Source organism: Mesorhizobium sp. L2C084A000, assembly GCF_000502875.1.
Classification (GTDB): Bacteria; Pseudomonadota; Alphaproteobacteria; order Rhizobiales; family Rhizobiaceae; genus Mesorhizobium.
On record NZ_AYWX01000014.1, the window covers coordinates 100,906 to 117,916 of the forward strand.

The following is a 17,011-nucleotide window of genomic DNA, read 5'->3' on the forward strand; positions in this document are numbered from 1 at the left end:
CAACTCTGACCCCAAGGAGGACTGACCATGAGCGACGACCGGGACGACAGAATTCGTGAGCGCGCCTACCAGATCTGGGAACGGGAAGGCCGCATGCAAGGCGACCCTGAGCGGCACTGGCACCAGGCCGAGGCCGAGATCGACCGCGAGGCAGCCCTGCCGCTGACGGCGGACGATGCGCTGCCTGAAACCGGCGAGATCGCCAGCTCCGACGTGCTGGAGGTCGAGGCGCTGGCGGTGCGCACCGGCATCTCCGGCGACGAGGCGCAGGAACTGCTCGACCGCCTGGGCAACGACCGCGCCGCGGTGGAGCAAGCCGCCCGCGGCCTCAAGGCCAAAAGGCGGCGAAACCCCGATGAGGGACTGGCGAAATGATCGGAAGCTGAAGAACGGAAAATACCGGCTGGATTGCGCGGCGGCCCCGAAAGCCCGCGCCTCTGGCGGAGGACGCGGGCCGATCGGACGGCCGATCTTCGGCAGGCGATGGAGGGCACCACCTGCCGCACAGATCAACAATTAGCTATGGCTAATGTTCCGTCAAGCTGGATCTGAATTTACTTTCGTTGAAATGTCGGCCTCCACCGCAGTTGCGCCGCTGGCCTTTGGTCGGGAATGCATGTGTCCGGGCAGGCAGCCTGTGTCGATGCCGATAGGAATTTTTTCTTGACCGGTGAGGGCAGCTATGCTACATTTTTGCCTATGGTGCTGATTTGCGCCGGTGACCCGCCGCGCAGGCGGGTTTTTGCGTTTTGGCCGGCGCTTCGTCAAATCAGGGACGTATTTCGTGGATCGCGAGGACGATCAGGGCAGTGCCAGCCAAGCCCTCAATGGAGCGGGTGATCGCTTCGAATAGACGCGACCTGCCTTCGACAAACCTCACCAGGCGTTCGCGTAACAGGATCGAGAGAACTGCGACGGCTGACAACGTGATCGCCACGCCGATCATCATTGTGCCGGCGAACAGAATGCCGGCCGCCGGCACGCCGCGCGTGATCGCAAATGTCATGACGAATAGGGTGAGCGGACAAGGAATTAGTCCGGCCATGACTCCGACGGCTTCACCTTCGTGCTTGTGATGGCGCCCATGACTGAGTGCTCGCCACAGCATCCATAGTCCGATCAACCCAAGCAGTCCGCGGCTGATGTCTTCCAGCAGCGGAGCGCGGCCAACGCTTCCCAGGGCAATTGAGACGAGAGGCAACGAGAGAGCTGCGATCATCACCGCAATCGTCACATGCGTGAAGGAAAGTGTCAGTGATACGAGAAGGCCGCGCGAAACCTTCGCGCCTGAACCAGCTAGATATGTCGCGAGTACAGCCTTGCTGTGCCCAGGGGTCAAGGCGTGCGCCGCACCGAATAGAACCCCCATCGGCAGGAAGGCCATGAATGCCAGCCAATCGCCACCGGCCGAAAGCAGCTTGATCTGCTCGGCCAGCGCCAGGTAGATCGTACGCTGGAATTCGACAATCGTTTGGAACAAGGCCATCGAAACGGCTCCGCTTCAGCCGCACGTCAATTCAAGGCGCGTCGCGAAAATTTTGCCGAGATCGGTCCCCGTCGGGTCGCTAAAGAACGCGTCTGTCAGGCTCTTCTGGTTCTGCGCGATGGCCGTGTCCGGATCGGGACGCACGACCGCGCGCGAGCAGGCTTCAGGCAGGCCAGCCACAGCAATCTTGTCGTCGTCGGTAAAATCGATCGCCGTGTAGAAGGTCGGGTCATAGACGCCGATGCTGACTTTTCCAGCAAGAGCCAACGGGNGGTCGGAATTCTTGTCGAATTCCATCAGCACAGTGCTGGAAAAGAGGTCGTCGAAACGCCAGAGATGCCGAAGCGACTTAACGGTCCTGTCTGGACCGACGGTCAGGTCGAGCTTCGCTTCGGCAAAGACATGCGGATGGGCGTTCGCCGCCGCGGCGGAAGCGAGCAACAGCGCGACGCCTGATACCATGCCTGTCGGTCGCATTTTCACTCGCACTTCATCGTTTCCGGTCAGGCAGCACGTCTGGCATTGCAAGCAGGCCGAAATGNGCGTTTGGTTCGCCGGAAACCACCGCCGGTCCCGAAAGCGCTCAATGCCTCGGCCGAGCAACCAGTTGATCACCGACCCAAGCACGTTGCCGGCGCTCGCGACTCCGATTAGCAACCAGGGCGAATAATCCGCAAGCAAGAGCCCGATCAGCACCGCTTCCGATTGCATCGGCAAGATCGTCGCGGCGATGAAGGCTGCCAGGAAAAGACCAGCGTAGGCTGCGAGATCGGTCATTGAACAGCGTATCTGTCTGTCGACCTAATNAAGGCTGCCAGGAAAAGACCAGCGTAGGCTGCGAGATCGGTCATTGAACAGCGTATCTGTCTGTCGACCTAATAATGGTGACCTTCGGGTTCGACCATCTTGAACGGCAGCACCTGTTCGCGATCTTTCGCAGTCAGCACTAGCCTTGCCTGGAATTGATGCGGCTCGGCCGGAGCCACCGAGCTCTCAAGCCGATGATGGTTGTCAGCGACAGGCTCAAGGCGAAGCGTCTCCGTCCCGTTGGGCCGGTCGATGAATACCGTCGCCGTCAGATCGTCGACATGCCGATCGACGGTCAGCAGCATCCGCTCGCCAGCCGGTGTATCGACGATTTCCAATGTCCCTTCAGCCAGATCGCAGGCGACCTTGAAGGGCTCCGGCGGNCCAGCCGGTGTATCGACGATTTCCAATGTCCCTTCAGCCAGATCGCAGGCGACCTTGAAGGGCTCCGGCGGATGATGGTGAGCATGAGAGGTTTCCGCGCCAGTGGCGGCCGGGCTCACCAAGCGAACGTTGGCCTCGGCCAACGCCGGCAAGTGGGCGAACAGCTCCTCTTTGAGGGCTTCAGTTACACCCAGCACGTCGTTGGCCGTCGCCATCTCCGGAACACTGATGGCCACGTCCGCATGCAGGCGGTGGCCGATCCAGCGCGCCTGCACGCTTTGGACACGCTCGATGCCGGATACATGCTTGGCGGCANGCATGCAGGCGGTGGCCGATCCAGCGCGCCTGCACGCTTTGGACACGCTCGATGCCGGATACATGCTTGGCGGCATGATGGATTTCATCGACGATGCCAGGCTCGACGCCGTCGAGCATGCGGGTCAACACGGCTTTCGACGACTGCCATACGATGGCGAAGATCGCCAGCGTGATCAACAGTCCGATGATCGGATCGGCAAGCGGAAAGCCCAGCCACACGCCAATGGCGCCAAGCACGACCGCCAGACTGGTAAAGCCGTCGGTGCGGGCATGATAGCCGTCGGCGATCAGTGCCGCGCTGTTGATCTCGCGGCCGACACGGATACGAAACACGGCGACGGCCTCGTTGCCGATGAAGCCTATGATGCCGGCGATGGCGACCCAGCCAAGAAATGTGATGGGCTTCGGATTGATCAACCGGTCGATCGCCTCATAGCCGGCGACGAGGGCGCTGAAGAGGATGATCAGAACGATGACGATCCCGGCCAGATCCTCGACCCGGCCCAGGCCGTAGGTGAATGTCTTGCTGGGTTTGCGGCGAGCCAGCAGGAAGGCGATCCACAGCGGAATGGCAGTGACGGCGTCGCCGACATTGTGGATCGTGTCGGCCAGCAGCGCCACGCTGCCGGAGAGGAGCACGATCACAAGCTGGAGCGCTGCCGTGATGGCCAGAACGACGAACGACCATTTGATCGCCCAGATGCCGCGCGTCGTCGTGGCGATCGTCGGATCGATGACGCCATGGGTGTGGCCATGGCCGCCATCACCGTGATCATGTCCGTGCCCGCCTATACCATGCGTCATCGGGCCAAACCCGAACCAATCGCGAACTTTGTCCATCATGGCGCTTCTCACAGGTACTTGGTGATATCCTTGAACTCGTCGATTGAGCGGCGCTGCTCGCGCGCCAGCGGCCCGACGACGTCTTCAAGGCAATGGTTGAGGTGATCCTGGATCAAGGTCTTCTTGGCCTGCGAAATGGCCTTCTCGACAGCATGAAGCTGTTGGGCGAGATCGAGGCAGGGCCGGGCCGCTTCGATCATTTCGATGACGCCCTTAAGATGTCCGTTGGCTCGTTTCAGGCGCTTGACGATATCGGGATGGGTTTCGTGGATGTGAGATTGCTCGCTCATGCCATTGATACTATCCTCCTGGAGAGGATATACAAGCCTCAAACTAGCCCCGATTCCGTGCATGTAACCACTCGTTAAGATTTTAGGGAATAATCGCCAAGCATGCCGAATTGGGTCCATAGCGCAGCCTTTCGCCTCGTCATCGCTTTCGCGATGGCGCTCGGCATGCTGCTCTCGCCTATGGGCGGTTCGATCTCGCACGATCCTATCGCGCTTGCTGCCGCCGAGGCCGCCCGCCATGCCGAACTGGCGGGACAGATCGAGACTCACGGGCACGTCCACGATGACGGTGCGACCGAGGAGCAGGGGCCCGGCCATTCCCATGGCCATAATCCGGCCGACCACTCGCACGAGACGGCGAGCACGCTTCCGGACTTCGCGCCGGCCGTCCCTGCGGCCGGGCGGAACTGGGTGATTTATCCGCCGTCCTTGCCCGATCCGGAAGCAAGCTCCCGGCTCGATCGCCCTCCGCGACCGATCCTCGCCGCATGATCGCGGCCGCTCGCGCGGCCACCCTCAACGACGAAGATTGGAATTCTCATGCAAGGACCCTGCTATCAGGGCCCGCCATGCTCGCCTTGCGCGCGCTGGCGGCCCGCCATTCCTATGTTGCTCGCTCTCCTGACCCTGCCTCTCCTGGCCGGAGCGGCGTTCGCCCATGCCGTCGCCGCCGGCGACAAGGGCTACATCCAGGAGATCTCGGGCATCAATCTCTTGCCCTTCATCTATCTCGGCGCCAAACACATGGTGACAGGATACGACCACATCCTGTTCCTGTTCGGCGTGATTTTCTTCCTCTACCGGATGAAGCACATCGGCATCTATGTCAGTCTGTTCGCGCTCGGCCACTCCACGACCATGCTGCTCGGCGTCTATTTCAACGTCGGGATCAACAGCTACGTCATCGACGCGATCATCGGCCTGTCGGTCGTCTACAAGGCGCTCGACAACATGGGCGCTTTCCAAAGATGGCTTGGCTTCCAGCCGAACACCAAGATCGCGACCCTGATCTTCGGCTTCTTCCACGGCTTCGGCCTGTCGACCAAGATCATCGAATACGACATCTCGCCCGATGGCCTGGTGCCCAACCTGCTCGCCTTCAATGTCGGCGTCGAGATCGGCCAGCTTCTGGCGCTTGCCGCCATCCTGATCGTCATGGGCTTCTGGCGGCGGACCGATAGTTTCTGGCGGCACGCTTACGCCGCCAACACCGTCATGATGACCGCCGGGTTCGTGCTGATCGGATATCAGCTCACTGGCTTGTTTGTTTCCTGAACGTCAAGAGAAGGACTTCTCCATGTACAACACCGACATTCCGACCCGCGCCGAACTGCCGACCTCCAGGCAGCTGCTCCGCTCAACCGTCATCGCCATCATCGCAGCTGCCGCCATCCTCGTAACCATCGTGCTGCCTGCCGAATACGCCATCGATCCAACGGGCATCGGGCGGGCGCTCAATCTCACAGAGATGGGAGAGATCAAAACCCAGCTCGCCGACGAGGCGGAACGAGACCGTGCCGCCAGCCAGCAGGGCGAAGCTCCCGCTCCCGCCGCTCCCGATCAGGAATCGAGCCTGCTGGGACGCGTCTTCGCCGAATTGGTGATCGGTTCCGCCGCTGCCCAGTCAGCGCCAGCGGGACGCGCCGACGAGATATCGGTTACGCTGAAGCCGGGCGAAGGCGCGGAGGTCAAGCTTGCGATGGCGATCGGAGCCAAGGCGGTCTATTCATGGACGGCCAACGGAGCGGCAGTAAACTTCGACATGCACGGTGACGGCGGCGGGAAAACGATCAGTTACGAGAAGGGCCGCGCCGTGGCTGAGAGCTCAGGCGTGCTCGAAGCGGCTTTCGACGGCAATCACGGCTGGTTCTGGCGCAACCGGACCGATGCCGAGGTCACTGTGACGCTGAAGACGGACGGCGCTTATGCCGACATCAAACGCATGATGTGACGAAATGGTCGAACATGCCTTGTCCAATCGGGCAGGGCATGTTCGCTGCCGGGACGGCAGGACAAATACTCGCCGCCTTCCCACTTCAGCGGGCACGGCAAGGAGCGGAGTACCAACGGCCCGCGTCCCACCGCCGCAGGCATATCCGTGGTGCTGCGACGAGGCCATGTTATACATAGATTCCATCAACAGTACGTGGCGCATTCCGCCCAAAAGGAGATCATGTCTAGTCCCGATGGCAGTATTTACGATTTACTCGGAATATTCGCCGTACTTGCCCTCGTCGCCGCCAATGGGTTCTTTGTCGCGGCGGAATTTTCACTTGTCGCTGTCCGTCGCAGCCGCGTAACCGAACTAGTCAATTCGGGTCGGCTCAATGCCATCGCTTTGAAGCGCGCCGTCGACAACCTCGACGCCAATCTGGCGGCAACGCAGCTCGGCATCACCATATCCTCGCTGGCCCTTGGCTGGGTCGGCGAACCCGCGCTCGCCCATCTGATCGAGCCCTTGTTAAGCGCGTTGCCGGGATCGCTTGCCACGGCCAGTTCTCACGTGATCGCTGTCGCGATTTCCTTCGTCATCATAACGGCGCTGCATATCGTGCTCGGTGAGCTGGCGCCCAAGAGCCTGGCACTCCAGCGCAGCGAGGGGACCGCGCTCTGGGTGGTGCGTCCACTCGGGCTCTTCCTGTTTCTGCTGCGCCCGGCCATCATCGGTCTGAACGGTCTAGGCAACCTTGTGCTGCGCCTGTGCGGCCTGCGGCCGGGCACAGGCGAGGGATCCCTGCATTCGCCCGAAGAGCTGAAGCTGCTCGTCGCCGCAAGTCAGGAAGCCGGATTGCTCCACCAGACACAGCAGGAACTCGTCGAGCGCGTCTTCAACATAGGCGACCGACGTATCGCAGATATTATGACGCCGCGCCGCGACGTTGACTGGATCGATGCCGATGATAGTCCTGACGAGATTCTACGCACCATTCGGGACTGCCGCCATGAACAGCTGTTGGTCGGCCGAGGCGACATCGACGAACCGTTGGGCATGATCCTGAAGAAGGATCTCCTCGACCAGGTGCTCGACGGCAAGGCGCTCGATCCGATGGCGGTCATGCGCGAACCTGTGATCGTTCACGAGGGTACGCCGATCTTCCGCGTGCTCGATCAATTCAAGAGGGCCCCGGTGCGCCTGGCGATCGTCATCGACGAATATGGCAGCCTGGAGGGGATTGTCACCCAGACCGATCTGCTCGAAGCCATCGCCGGAGACCTGCCGGATCTGGACGGTGAAGACCCCGATGTCGTCGTGCGGGAGGACGGCTCCCTCCTGATCGACGGCATGATGCTGGCGCACGATGCCTTCGCGCGACTTGGCTTCAAGTCAGGATTGGCGGAGGGTGATTTTCACACATTCGCAGGCTTTGCCTTGTCCCAGCTTGGACACCTTCCTGAAGCTGGCGAGCACTTTGACTACGAGGGCTGGCGCGTCGAGATTCTGGACATGGACGGAAGGCGGATCGACAAGCTGCTCGCTCGCCGAGAACTGCCTACATCCACGCCTGCAGCCATTTGAGACAGGATACGCCAAGGATTCGGCACGAATGTAAAGGGTTCAGCGTTCGGGCGACCTACTTCTCCATGGCGCAGGACGGAGCACTACGCATCTGGTCGAGGAAAGCGTCGGTGCGCGGAGAGCGAATCTGCCGTTGCTGCATCAAGTCGACGATCTCGGCGTCAGGCGCTCGGAAGCCGATAGGAGGCAGACGAGTCGTCCTGTCGCGACATTGCCGGCGATGTGCCAGTCTGACTACAGGCGTCTAGCCAACTTCCAACCTCACGCGGGCTGCCAAGTAGCCACACCCTTATTAACCATTCGTTAACCATCCTCCCGCTAGCGTTTACCTCTCAGTAAGGATTCGCCAGCCGTGACCTTTGCCGCCCCCCTCGAGGCCAAATCCATTCGTTTTCGTGCCCGCTCTTTCGTCGCTTTCACGTTGACTCCGGAGGCGCCTTTGGACGTGTGGCTCGAGGGGCTGGATCACTGGATCGGCAACTCGCCCGGCTATTTTGCCGGGCGGCCGGTGGTGCTTGATCTCAACACCTTGAAGCCCGATGTCGCCGCGATCGAATCGCTGGTCGGCGTGCTTGGCCATCGTGGCATCCGCATCTACGCCATCGAGCTCGACGGCCACACCGCACTCGAGCCCAACCTGCCGCCGGTGCTGGTCGGCGCCAAGGAGGCGACGACGGATGGGTTGCTGCCCCGCGAGGCGCGGGCGGAGGGTTTCGACAAGGCCGAGGGCAGGGCGCCTGAAGCCGGCCCGGACAAGGACAAGGTCGGCAAGGTTGACGCAAGCAAGGCGGGCGTTAGCGAGCCGCAGGTTGAAGCTTCGGGCACGCTGATGATCAAGGCGCCGATCCGCTCCGGCCAGGCGATCGTGCATCCGCATGGCGATGTCATCGTGCTGGGTTCGGTCGCTTCCGGGTCGGAGATCATCGCGGCGGGTTCGATCCATGTCTACGGCACGCTGCGCGGGCGCGCTTCGGCGGGTGCGCTGGGCAACAAAAGCGCGCGCATCTTCTGCCGCAAGAACGAGGCGGAACTGCTGGCGGTCGACGGCTGGTACGTCACCGCCGAGGAGATGGAAGGCGTTTCGCGCGGCAAGCCGGTGCAGGCATTTCTCGACGGGGACGCGCTGCGGGTTTCGACGCTGAGCTGACTTCGACCGGGCGGCGAGGGCCGCTCGACCAAAAACAAATGAACAACAACGGAGGCTATTCAATGGGCAAGGTAGTGGTGGTCACCTCGGGCAAGGGGGGCGTCGGCAAGACGACCTCGACGGCGGCCCTCGGGGCGGCCGTGGCCAAGACCGGCAAGAGGGTGGCCTTGGTCGACTTTGACGTCGGCCTGCGCAACCTCGACCTGATCATGGGCGCCGAGCGGCGGGTGGTGTTCGACCTCGTCAACGTCATCCAGGGCCAGGCGAAACTCTCGCAGGCGCTGATCCGCGACAAGCGGGTCGAGACGCTGTTCCTGCTGCCGGCCTCGCAGACGCGCGACAAGGATGCGCTGACCGAGGAGGGCGTCGGCGAAGTCATCGACAAGCTGCGCTCGGTGTTCGACTACGTGTTCTGCGACAGCCCGGCCGGCATCGAGCGCGGCGCGCAGCTCGCCATGCGCTTTGCCGACGAGGCGGTCATCGTCACCAACCCGGAAGTGTCGTCGGTGCGCGATTCCGACCGCATCATCGGCCTGCTCGACGCCCGCACCTTGCGGGCCGAGCAGGGCGAGCAGATCGCCAAGCATGTGCTGGTCACCCGCTACGATGCAGCGCGCGCCTCGCGTGGCGAAATGCTGTCCATCGACGACGTTCTGGAAATCCTGTCGGTGCCGCTGCTCGGCATCATCCCCGAGAGCCAGGACGTGCTGCGCGCCTCCAACCTCGGTTCGCCGGTGACGCTGTCGGAGCCGCTCAATGCGGCCGCCAAGGCCTATATCGACGCCGCCAGGCGGCTGGAGGGCGAGGAATTGCCCGTCATCGTGCCCTTCGAGCGCAAGGGCTTCCTCGATCGTCTTTTGGGAAGGAGGGCGGCATGAACCTGCTCGACATCTTCAAGCGGCGCTCCAGCGCCCCGGTGGCGCGCGAGCGGCTGCAAGTGCTGCTCGCCTACGAGCGCCGCAACCGCAGCCAGCCCGACCTCGTCTCCATCCTGCGCGAGGAGATCATGGCCGTCATTGCCAAGCATGTGCAGATCGACCAGGACTATCTGCAGGTCTCGATGGACCGCGGCGAGACCATGTCGACACTGGAAATCGACATCCAGATCCCCAACAAGAGCGCCGTGCCGATGGCCATGGCGGGGTGACTTTACCCTCCCCCTTGTGGGGGTCCGAAGCACGGGCGAGACCGGTGGCTCGCCCCGGCAAGTCGATCCGCAAAGCGGATCGGGGTGGGGGTTGGCGCCAGCACCCCCACCCGGACCTGCGGTCCGACCTCCCCACAAGGGGGAGGTGGGGAGCCCAGTCCGCTCCCTCCGCGTGTGGAGCGGCTTCGCCTGCCATCGTTAGGACGTTGATAAGCATTTGGTAATAAAAACCCGGAAATGAGATGCTGGCTCGATTTGACATGCGCAATGCTGTCGTTCTCGGCGGAGCCATGACATGCGTATCAAGAGCCAGATCATTCTCTCCATGGTGGCCGCCGCGGCCCTGATCGGGCTGGTCGGCGGCGTTGCGATCTTTACGCAGATAGCGGCGACCAAATCGTTGGGGTTGACCGAAGCGACCAACGTCGCGCGGGAATTGGCCGACACCATCGTTTTCAAATCATCCGATGGGACGCCTTCGCTGCTCGAGCGGCCCGAGGCGCTCAAGCAATTCATGGAGCACCAGCACCGCCGCCTGCACCGGGATTTCCTGGTCCTCGACAACAACAAGACCATCCTTGCCCATGCCGCCGACGAAGAGCACCAGGTCGGCGACAAATTCGGTCACGACCCCGGCAACGAAATAGGCCAGACCTTGGCGGACGGCATTCCGCGCAGATTTGTCGACCCGGAGGAAGTGAACGCCATACTGGCCGTTCCGATCGAAAATCCCGAGGATACGATCATCGGTGCCGTGCTGCTGGAATATGACCCCGTTCTGCAGGCCGCCGAACAAAGCACCAACAGCCTGCTCTGGCTGGTTGGCCTCAGCGCGACGGCCGCCGTGCTGGTCGCGGTCGGCTTCGCATGGCTGCTGCTCCGTCGTTTCAGCTCTGGCCTCGGGGACATGATGCGCGGCATGGAAGCGCTGGCGAAAGGCAACGCCATGACGCGCATCAGCCACGCCCGCAACGATGAATTCGGGCAGCTGGCCCATGGCTTCAACACGATGGCGGACCAGCTTGCATCGGCGCGTGCGCATGTCGAGGACATCGTCGAAACGGCTGCCGAAGGCATCGCGGTTCTGAACGGCGACGGCCGCGTCGCCAGCGCCAATCCAGCGGCGGCAACGATGATCGGGCGGCGCGCCGACAAGATCGTCGGGCAGCAATGGGATTCGGTGCTGACGGTTCGCGACCCCAGAGGCGGTGCGTTCGCCGCTGGCGCTTCTCCCATCGAAATGGCGTTAGCCACGGGCCGGCAACACCAGGGCGAAGTGCGCCTGACCAGATCCGACGGCTCGCATCTGCCGGTCATCGCCAGTTGCAGTCCGCTCAGCAGGTCCGAAGGCGGCCTGGTCCTCACGCTCAACGACATCAGCGAGCTGCGCCGCGCGGAAGGAGTGGTCAACGAGCGTGCCGATCAGCTGGCGCTCCTCAACCGCGAGCTGCACGACAAGTCCGAGACCACGACCCGTCTGGTGAAGCTTGGCGAACTGCTGCAGGCCTGCGTCACCTTCCCGGAAGCGTTCTCGGTGGTCGGCACGGCCATGGCCGAGTTCCTCGGTGGCTTGAGCGGAACCGTCCACTTGACCAGCGCGTCGCGCAACCTGGTGGAAGAGATGGCGCATTGGGGCGACGTCCGCTCGAGCGCCACGCAATTCGCGCCGGAAGACTGCTGGGCGCTCAGGCGCGGCCAGGAACATGTCGCTGGCCCCGGCATGCTCACGCCGCGCTGCGCGCATATCACCGAGAACGGCAAGAAGGGCTATGTCTGCATGCCTCTGGCGGCCCAAGGCGAGACGCTGGGCATCCTTCATCTGTGCGAGCCGAATGCGGCCGAGAAGCCACAATGGCTGACTGAAAGACAGCAGATCCTGCGCGGTGTCGTCGACACGCTGGCGCTCGCCCTGGCCAATCTGCGCCTGCGCGAGACGCTGCGGCAGCAGTCGATCCGCGATCCGAACACCAGTCTGTTCAACCGGCGATATCTCGAGGAGACGAGCAGCCGCGAACTGCGCCGGATGGAGCGCTCGGGCCAGCCGCTGGTGATCATCATGCTCGATGTCGACCATTTCAAGCAGTTCAACGATACGTTCGGCCACGAAGCCGGCGATCTCGTCCTGAAGCAGGTCGCCGCCACCTTGATCGAGCACGCCAGGGATAGCGATGTCGTGTCGCGCTACGGCGGCGAGGAGTTTGCCCTGGTCATGCCGGGAAGCTCGGTCCAGGAAGGTGCCGAGCGGGCGGAAGCGCTGCGCCAGGCAATCAGGAAGCTTCATTTGACGCATCGCGGCCGAACGCTGGGCACCGTCACAGCCTCGTTCGGTGTCGCCGCCTACCCCGAGCATGGCGTGGGCTGGGCCGAATTGACCAACGCCGCGGATCACGCGCTCTACGAGGCCAAGGGTAGTGGGCGCGACCGCGTCGCCATCGCGCTGGGCAACGCGTCCGGCGAGCGACCTCCGATCCAGTTGGTACCAGCCCCGAAAAGCAGCTGAGACCGTTTGGGGTAGAGCACTCGGCCCGGCCCGCGATAGTCATCCTGCGCCTGCCAAGAGGGATCAGGCAAGTTCTCTCTGCCCTCGAGGTCTCGCGCGCGGGCTCTTCCTGAGCGGCCGCGGTCTTGCCGTCCTTCAGACCTCCACACTGTCAGAGGATCCGGCTCTTTTCGGCTGCGGCATTGGTTGTTCGGGCTATTTCAACCCCCAAATGTCCCAAATTTACCTTTGTGCCGACGGGGCTTCCCCTGCGCAAGCAGCGGATGTAAGGATATATTAGCAATTTGTTAAGTTCGAAGCGAGGTATGCGTAAGGGGAGTTTGGTGATGAACTTCAGAGGCCTGATCAAGCGTGCTGAAGACGTGGATAAAGCGATCCAGGACCTGCAGATCGATTTGGCGGACGCGCTGGATGCAAGTCTCGACGCCGACGACCTGGTGCCGTCGGAGAGCGACGATGTGCCGGATGCCCAGGCGGCACCCGATGACGGGCCACCCCAGGCCGACGCGGCAAATGACGACAACGCCAGCAAGGCCGACGCCGCGGGCGATGCGGACAGTTCCGAAACCGCGCCACGACTGACGGCCCATACACAGACCCGGCTGGCTGCATTGAGCGCCTTCGAGGGTCTCTTCCATGACGCCAGGGACTATCTGGAGGAGATCAACGACAAGCTGTCGGAGATCGGCACCTCACACCATCTGACGCGTGAATTCCTCAACATCCTGCACAGCGACATCCTGCGCGCCAACGAGCTGGAGGTCGCCAATGCCGCCCTGGCCGCCGAACAAAGGGCGCTGTCGGAGAAGCTGCACGATGCGACGAGAAAGCTGCGCGAGCGTGAAGGCGCTTTCGAAGCGCTGCAGCAGCGCGAGACAAGCCTGGTTCAGGACCGGGAGACGCTTCGTGCGGCACTTGCCGCGGTAAGGCTGGAACTCGTGGAGACAGCCAATGCGAGCGCCAAGCGCGAAGCGGAGTTCGGCGACATCGCCAAGCGGCTGACCGCCAGGACAGTCGAGGCCAACAGGCGCTTGCGCGAAAGCAAGATGCTGCGCGAAAAGCACGTCAACCTGTCGCTCGAACTCGACAAGGCGCTGAAGCGGGAATCGCAGGCGCGCCACAGGCTCGACGAGCTGTCGGCGGTCCATGCCAGCGAAGCAGCGCGGCTGGCGGAGCTGCTGGCCGCGCTCGGCAAGAGCGAGAAAGAGGAGATGCGGCTCCAGAAGTCGCTCGAGGCCGCACAGGCGAAGCTGTCGGAAACGAACGAAGCAGCACGCATGATGGAAGGCGACAAGGAAGCCGAGCTGGCTCGCAGCCAGGCGGAAATGCGCGGGTTGAGCTCGGAGATCCAGAACCTGCAATCGCGGCTGGAGCAAACCTCGACCGAAAACAGCGAAGCCGCAGGCGAGATCGCCAGGCTCAAGAGCGAACTGAACGATGCCTTGGCCGAAAAGAAGATCGCCGATGAAAGATTGTCCGCGCTGACCCAGGAGAGCGAAAGCGACAAGATGAGTCTTTCCAAGGTGAACGCCAACCTTTCTCAGCTGACGCTGCAACAGGCGTCCGAACAGATACAGTTCGACGTGCAGAGTCAGGAATGCGAGGACCTCAAAGCCGAAATCGCATCGCTCAATGCCCGGATCAAGGAACTGCTGCCCTACGAGCGGCTCCACAAGGCCACCAATGGCAGGCCGCGCGAGGACGGCGTGGTCGAGATAACCGGGGCGATGGCGAAGAAAGCACGGACGACGGGCAGGCGGCGCATGCGCAGGAATGTCGGCGCCGCTAGCTGAAGTGTGGCGCTGAAGGGCTTCAGGCGACCCGGTTCAGGTCTTTTGTGCATGGGAGGCCGGCACCTCACCCGGAGAGTAAGCCCAATGGGGCACCGGCCAGGCGGATCGACAGGTCCGCCGCACAGGCAAGGTAGCGCGCCTCGGTCCCGCACGGCATTGGTGCGATCACGGAAGGTGCCAGCGGCACTTCCCCAAGCTTCTGATTCGAACCTTTGCGACGGCCCGCCGGCCGGAGGCTGCAAACACGCCCGGGAAACGATCGCGGCCGGCCCGGTGCCTCCTCAGTCGAGCGGCTCGTGCTGATAAAGCTCGTCCATGCTGAGCGAGGCCAGGGCGCCGAAAGGGGCCTGCTTTTTCACGCGGCCGCCGCTCAGGATGACCACGTCGTCGCAGAACGAGATTGTGCTGTGGTGGTGGCTGATGACGATGGTCGTGCGGCGGCCGGCTCTCGACTTCAGGGTCTCGACGATGGCCGCTTCCGACAGCCCGTCCACCGCATTGGTGGCTTCGTCCAGGATGAGGAGATCGGGATCGCGGACCAGGGCTCTCGCCAAGGCGATCCGCTGCCTCTGTCCCGCCGACAGATTGACGCCCCTGTAGCCGACCAGCGTCTCGTAGCCCTGAGGCAGCCTTTCGATGAACTCGTGCGCTTCGGCCAGTCTTGCGGCGGCCTCGGCGTCGCCGGCTGTCGCCGTATCCTGCCCGTAGGTTATGTTTTCAAAAATGCTGCCATCGACCAGTTCCAGTTCCTGACTGGCCAGGGCGATGTGCCGTCGCCACTGGCTGGCGTCGATCCCGTCGAGCGGCGATCCATCGACGAGGATGCTGCCAGTGTCCGGTTCGACGAAGCGGCACAGGAGATTGACGATCGTCGTTTTGCCGGCGCCCGAGCGGCCGATCAGCGCCGTCGAGCGGCCGCCGCGGATTTCGAATGTCGCCGCATGCAGCACGACCTCGCGCCGGTCCGTACCGGAATAGGTGAATGTCACATCGTCGAACTTGATGCCCTGGCGCAGGCCGTGGAACGGCTCGTCGCCTTGCGGCGGTTGCGGCTTGCCGGCGGGATCCAGCAGCCATGTCACCTCTTCGAGCGATCCGCTCAGGCCCTGCAACTGGCTCCACGACCCCTGCAGGGCCCGCATATGCGGCTGCAGCCTGTAGAGCAGGATGACGAACGCGATGATCAGCGGGAAACTCACCTGCGCCAGCCAGGCGCCGATCACCACCGCCAGGAACAGCATGGCGTGGAGAACCTCCGTCAGCGGCGGCAGCGCTCCCTGGCGCACGAGCAGCGCGAAGGAGGCGCGGCGAACCGCATCCGACGCCGTGTCGAATATCGCCTTTTCCCGGTTCTCCTGTCCGAAGATGCGGATCAGCCGTCCGGCATGCACAAGGTGAAGCATCTGCGAGGCGAGGTGGCCGTTGCGCGAAGCGACGCTGCGGCTGGGCTCCTTCAGATTGGCAGAGAGGATGGCGTGCGCGATCTGGACGAGCGCCAGTCCGAGCGTGACCAGCAGCGTCATGCGCCACGAAAGCAGCAACAGGAAAGCCAACAGGATGATGGCGGCCGATGCGCTGACGATGGCCGACAGCATGATCTGGATCGCATCGGAGGCCCGCCAGGACTCGTTGGAGATGATGTTGAGCAGGCGTCCGGGGCTTTGCCGCAGGAAGAATGGGTAGCCGACCCGCAACAGCTGCTCCGACAGGGCGCCACGGATGGAATGGCTTGCCTTGCCGGAGATGAAGGTCGTCAGCAGCGTGTTGGCGAAGGCGAAGACGTTCTTCAGGATGATCGAGCCGAGGATGGCGACCGAAATGACGATCAGCCGGTCGCGCTCGCTCAAGCCCGATCCGACATGCTGGAGGACAGCGGAGAAGCCGCCCATTCCGGCCGCATCCCCGTGTCCCATGATGATGCCCAGCAACGGGATGATCAGGCCGATGCCGAACCCTTCGAGGACGGCGCTGAGCAGGCCGAGTACCACCACCGCCGGAAGCAGGCGCAGTTGCCGCTTTCCGAACGCCCGGAACAGCATCGGCAGGTTTGGCGGCAGCATTGGCATTATTGCGTTTCACCTCGCCTGGGCATTGGCTTGCTGATCTTGCCGCACTGGCTCGGCCCGCGGCCGTCTGGCCAGCAGGAGAACCGCGAATCTGGCCGCGCCGAGCAAATTCATGGCGACGATCGGCCAGTGCGGCAGGTTGAGTTCACGATCGAAGGCGGGTCCTCCCGCCAATTCCCTGATAGCCCCTCTTGCGGCCCAGTAGAAATGGCGAAGCAGCCAGGGCGCGTGGCGAACATGCTTCAGGCAGAGTCCGCCATTGCCCAGGCTGTAGTCGCGGTGCAGCTTCTCGATGGCTTTGCGATCCCGCCGGCCATGATGATGGAATATCGTCATATCAGGCACATACTCGACTGCGATGCCGAGCAGCATCGCGCGCACGAGATAATCGGTATCCTCGGCCGACCGCAATGGTCCGCCGGCGCCGAAGCGTTCGTCGAAATAGCCGATGCGGGCCGCGACATCGCGGTGCATCGTCATGTTGCAGCCCAGCACGAAGCCGCCGGGATGAACATCTGGCGTCAGCCGCTCGCGCGCCCACGACCGCTTGATGGTGAACGGCAAATCCCTGGCATCGCCAAGCTCGACACGTCCGCCCCGGATGAGCCATTGTTCCCCGGACGCATAGTGTCGCTCCAGATCGCGCAGGTAATCGCGATGGACCGCGCAGTCATCGTCGACGAAGACCAGCACACGGCCGCGCGCGCGCCTCA

Annotated in this window: 16 protein-coding genes and 1 pseudogene; 10 read left to right on the forward strand and 7 right to left on the reverse strand. The window is 62.9% G+C overall.

Annotated elements, in window-relative coordinates; all coding sequences use genetic code 11:
• The first annotated feature begins 27 nt into the window (after nucleotides 1-27).
• Complete coding sequence (locus X735_RS140850; RefSeq protein WP_023813367.1) at nucleotides 28-375, forward strand: DUF2934 domain-containing protein; 348 nt, start codon at nucleotides 28-30, stop codon at nucleotides 373-375.
• A 394-nt stretch (nucleotides 376-769) separates the two neighbouring features.
• Here the strand turns inward: X735_RS140850 and X735_RS140845 are convergent, their stop codons facing one another.
• The 5 genes and pseudogenes from X735_RS140845 to X735_RS140840 form a co-directional block, all read right to left on the reverse strand.
• Nucleotides 770-1,480, reverse strand: coding sequence for an ABC transporter permease (locus X735_RS140845; RefSeq protein ID WP_031213644.1), 711 nt, complete (start codon nucleotides 1,478-1,480; stop codon nucleotides 770-772).
• 21 nt (nucleotides 1,481-1,501) lie between these two features.
• Entirely contained in the window at nucleotides 1,502-1,948 is a 447-nt protein-coding gene (locus X735_RS0134975; protein WP_031213656.1) for a DUF1007 family protein, read from the reverse strand.
• Between the two features lie 93 nt (nucleotides 1,949-2,041).
• Nucleotides 2,042-2,263, reverse strand: a pseudogene (locus X735_RS0134980) (DedA family protein); the annotation flags it as partial.
• Between the two features lie 594 nt (nucleotides 2,264-2,857).
• Nucleotides 2,858-3,838, reverse strand: a complete 981-nt coding sequence (locus tag X735_RS1000000169390; RefSeq protein WP_023813371.1) for a cation diffusion facilitator family transporter — start codon at nucleotides 3,836-3,838, stop codon at nucleotides 2,858-2,860.
• Nucleotides 3,839-3,846: 8 nt separating this feature from the next.
• On the reverse strand, nucleotides 3,847-4,128 hold the full coding sequence (locus tag X735_RS140840; RefSeq protein WP_023813372.1) for a metal-sensing transcriptional repressor: 282 nt from the start codon (nucleotides 4,126-4,128) through the stop codon (nucleotides 3,847-3,849).
• A 102-nt stretch (nucleotides 4,129-4,230) separates the two neighbouring features.
• Between X735_RS140840 and X735_RS05120 the strand changes: the two genes are divergently transcribed.
• The 9 genes from X735_RS05120 to X735_RS140805 all read left to right on the forward strand — a co-directional run bounded on the left by X735_RS05120 (nucleotide 4,231) and on the right by X735_RS140805 (nucleotide 14,232).
• Entirely contained in the window at nucleotides 4,231-4,620 is a 390-nt protein-coding gene (locus tag X735_RS05120; protein ID WP_023813373.1) for a hypothetical protein, read from the forward strand.
• A 114-nt stretch (nucleotides 4,621-4,734) separates the two neighbouring features.
• Nucleotides 4,735-5,403: a HupE/UreJ family protein gene (locus X735_RS140835; protein WP_023813374.1), complete on the forward strand. Its 669-nt coding sequence runs from the start codon at nucleotides 4,735-4,737 to the stop codon at nucleotides 5,401-5,403.
• A 22-nt stretch (nucleotides 5,404-5,425) separates the two neighbouring features.
• Entirely contained in the window at nucleotides 5,426-6,079 is a 654-nt protein-coding gene (locus tag X735_RS140830; RefSeq protein WP_023813375.1) for a hypothetical protein, read from the forward strand.
• Nucleotides 6,080-6,301: 222 nt separating this feature from the next.
• A complete protein-coding gene (locus tag X735_RS140825; protein WP_031213649.1) occupies nucleotides 6,302-7,645 on the forward strand; it encodes a hemolysin family protein in 1,344 nt (447 codons plus the stop codon).
• A gap of 352 nt (nucleotides 7,646-7,997) precedes the next feature.
• Nucleotides 7,998-8,792 (forward strand): septum site-determining protein MinC, encoded by a 795-nt coding sequence (minC, locus tag X735_RS140820; protein ID WP_031213650.1) that lies wholly within the window; start codon nucleotides 7,998-8,000, stop codon nucleotides 8,790-8,792.
• Between the two features lie 62 nt (nucleotides 8,793-8,854).
• Nucleotides 8,855-9,670, forward strand: a complete 816-nt coding sequence (minD, locus tag X735_RS140815; protein WP_031213651.1) for a septum site-determining protein MinD — start codon at nucleotides 8,855-8,857, stop codon at nucleotides 9,668-9,670.
• A complete protein-coding gene (gene minE, locus X735_RS140810) occupies nucleotides 9,667-9,939 on the forward strand; it encodes a cell division topological specificity factor MinE (protein WP_023813379.1) in 273 nt (90 codons plus the stop codon). The genes minD and minE overlap by 4 nt, the downstream gene beginning before the upstream one ends.
• Before the next feature lie 295 nt (nucleotides 9,940-10,234).
• Nucleotides 10,235-12,439 (forward strand): diguanylate cyclase, encoded by a 2,205-nt coding sequence (locus X735_RS1000000166885; RefSeq protein ID WP_023813380.1) that lies wholly within the window; start codon nucleotides 10,235-10,237, stop codon nucleotides 12,437-12,439.
• 326 nt (nucleotides 12,440-12,765) lie between these two features.
• Entirely contained in the window at nucleotides 12,766-14,232 is a 1,467-nt protein-coding gene (locus tag X735_RS140805) for a hypothetical protein (protein ID WP_023813381.1), read from the forward strand.
• Between the two features lie 281 nt (nucleotides 14,233-14,513).
• On the opposite strand, the gene X735_RS140800 is transcribed toward X735_RS140805, so the two are convergent.
• Both X735_RS140800 and X735_RS140795 read right to left on the reverse strand, forming a co-directional pair.
• Nucleotides 14,514-16,298 (reverse strand): ABC transporter ATP-binding protein, encoded by a 1,785-nt coding sequence (locus X735_RS140800; RefSeq protein WP_031213654.1) that lies wholly within the window; start codon nucleotides 16,296-16,298, stop codon nucleotides 14,514-14,516.
• Nucleotides 16,299-16,307: 9 nt separating this feature from the next.
• The coding region (locus tag X735_RS140795; RefSeq protein ID WP_023813383.1) for a glycosyltransferase family 2 protein at nucleotides 16,308-17,011 on the reverse strand (704 nt) is incomplete at its 5' end.

Bases quoted from the DNA above. Each gene is read 5' to 3' on its own strand.
- X735_RS140850 (WP_023813367.1), top strand. From the start codon at position 28: ATGAGCGACGACCGGGACGACAGAATTCGTGAGCGCGCCTACCAGATC.
- X735_RS140840 (WP_023813372.1), bottom strand. From the start codon at position 4,128: ATGAGCGAGCAATCTCACATCCACGAAACCCATCCCGATATCGTCAAG.
- X735_RS05120 (WP_023813373.1), top strand. From the start codon at position 4,231: ATGCCGAATTGGGTCCATAGCGCAGCCTTTCGCCTCGTCATCGCTTTC.
- X735_RS140835 (WP_023813374.1), top strand. From the start codon at position 4,735: ATGTTGCTCGCTCTCCTGACCCTGCCTCTCCTGGCCGGAGCGGCGTTC.
- X735_RS140830 (WP_023813375.1), top strand. From the start codon at position 5,426: ATGTACAACACCGACATTCCGACCCGCGCCGAACTGCCGACCTCCAGG.
- X735_RS140825 (WP_031213649.1), top strand. From the start codon at position 6,302: ATGTCTAGTCCCGATGGCAGTATTTACGATTTACTCGGAATATTCGCC.
- minD (WP_031213651.1), top strand. From the start codon at position 8,855: ATGGGCAAGGTAGTGGTGGTCACCTCGGGCAAGGGGGGCGTCGGCAAG.
- minE (WP_023813379.1), top strand. From the start codon at position 9,667: ATGAACCTGCTCGACATCTTCAAGCGGCGCTCCAGCGCCCCGGTGGCG.
- X735_RS1000000166885 (WP_023813380.1), top strand. From the start codon at position 10,235: ATGCGTATCAAGAGCCAGATCATTCTCTCCATGGTGGCCGCCGCGGCC.
- X735_RS140805 (WP_023813381.1), top strand. From the start codon at position 12,766: ATGAACTTCAGAGGCCTGATCAAGCGTGCTGAAGACGTGGATAAAGCG.
- X735_RS140800 (WP_031213654.1), bottom strand. From the start codon at position 16,298: ATGCCAATGCTGCCGCCAAACCTGCCGATGCTGTTCCGGGCGTTCGGA.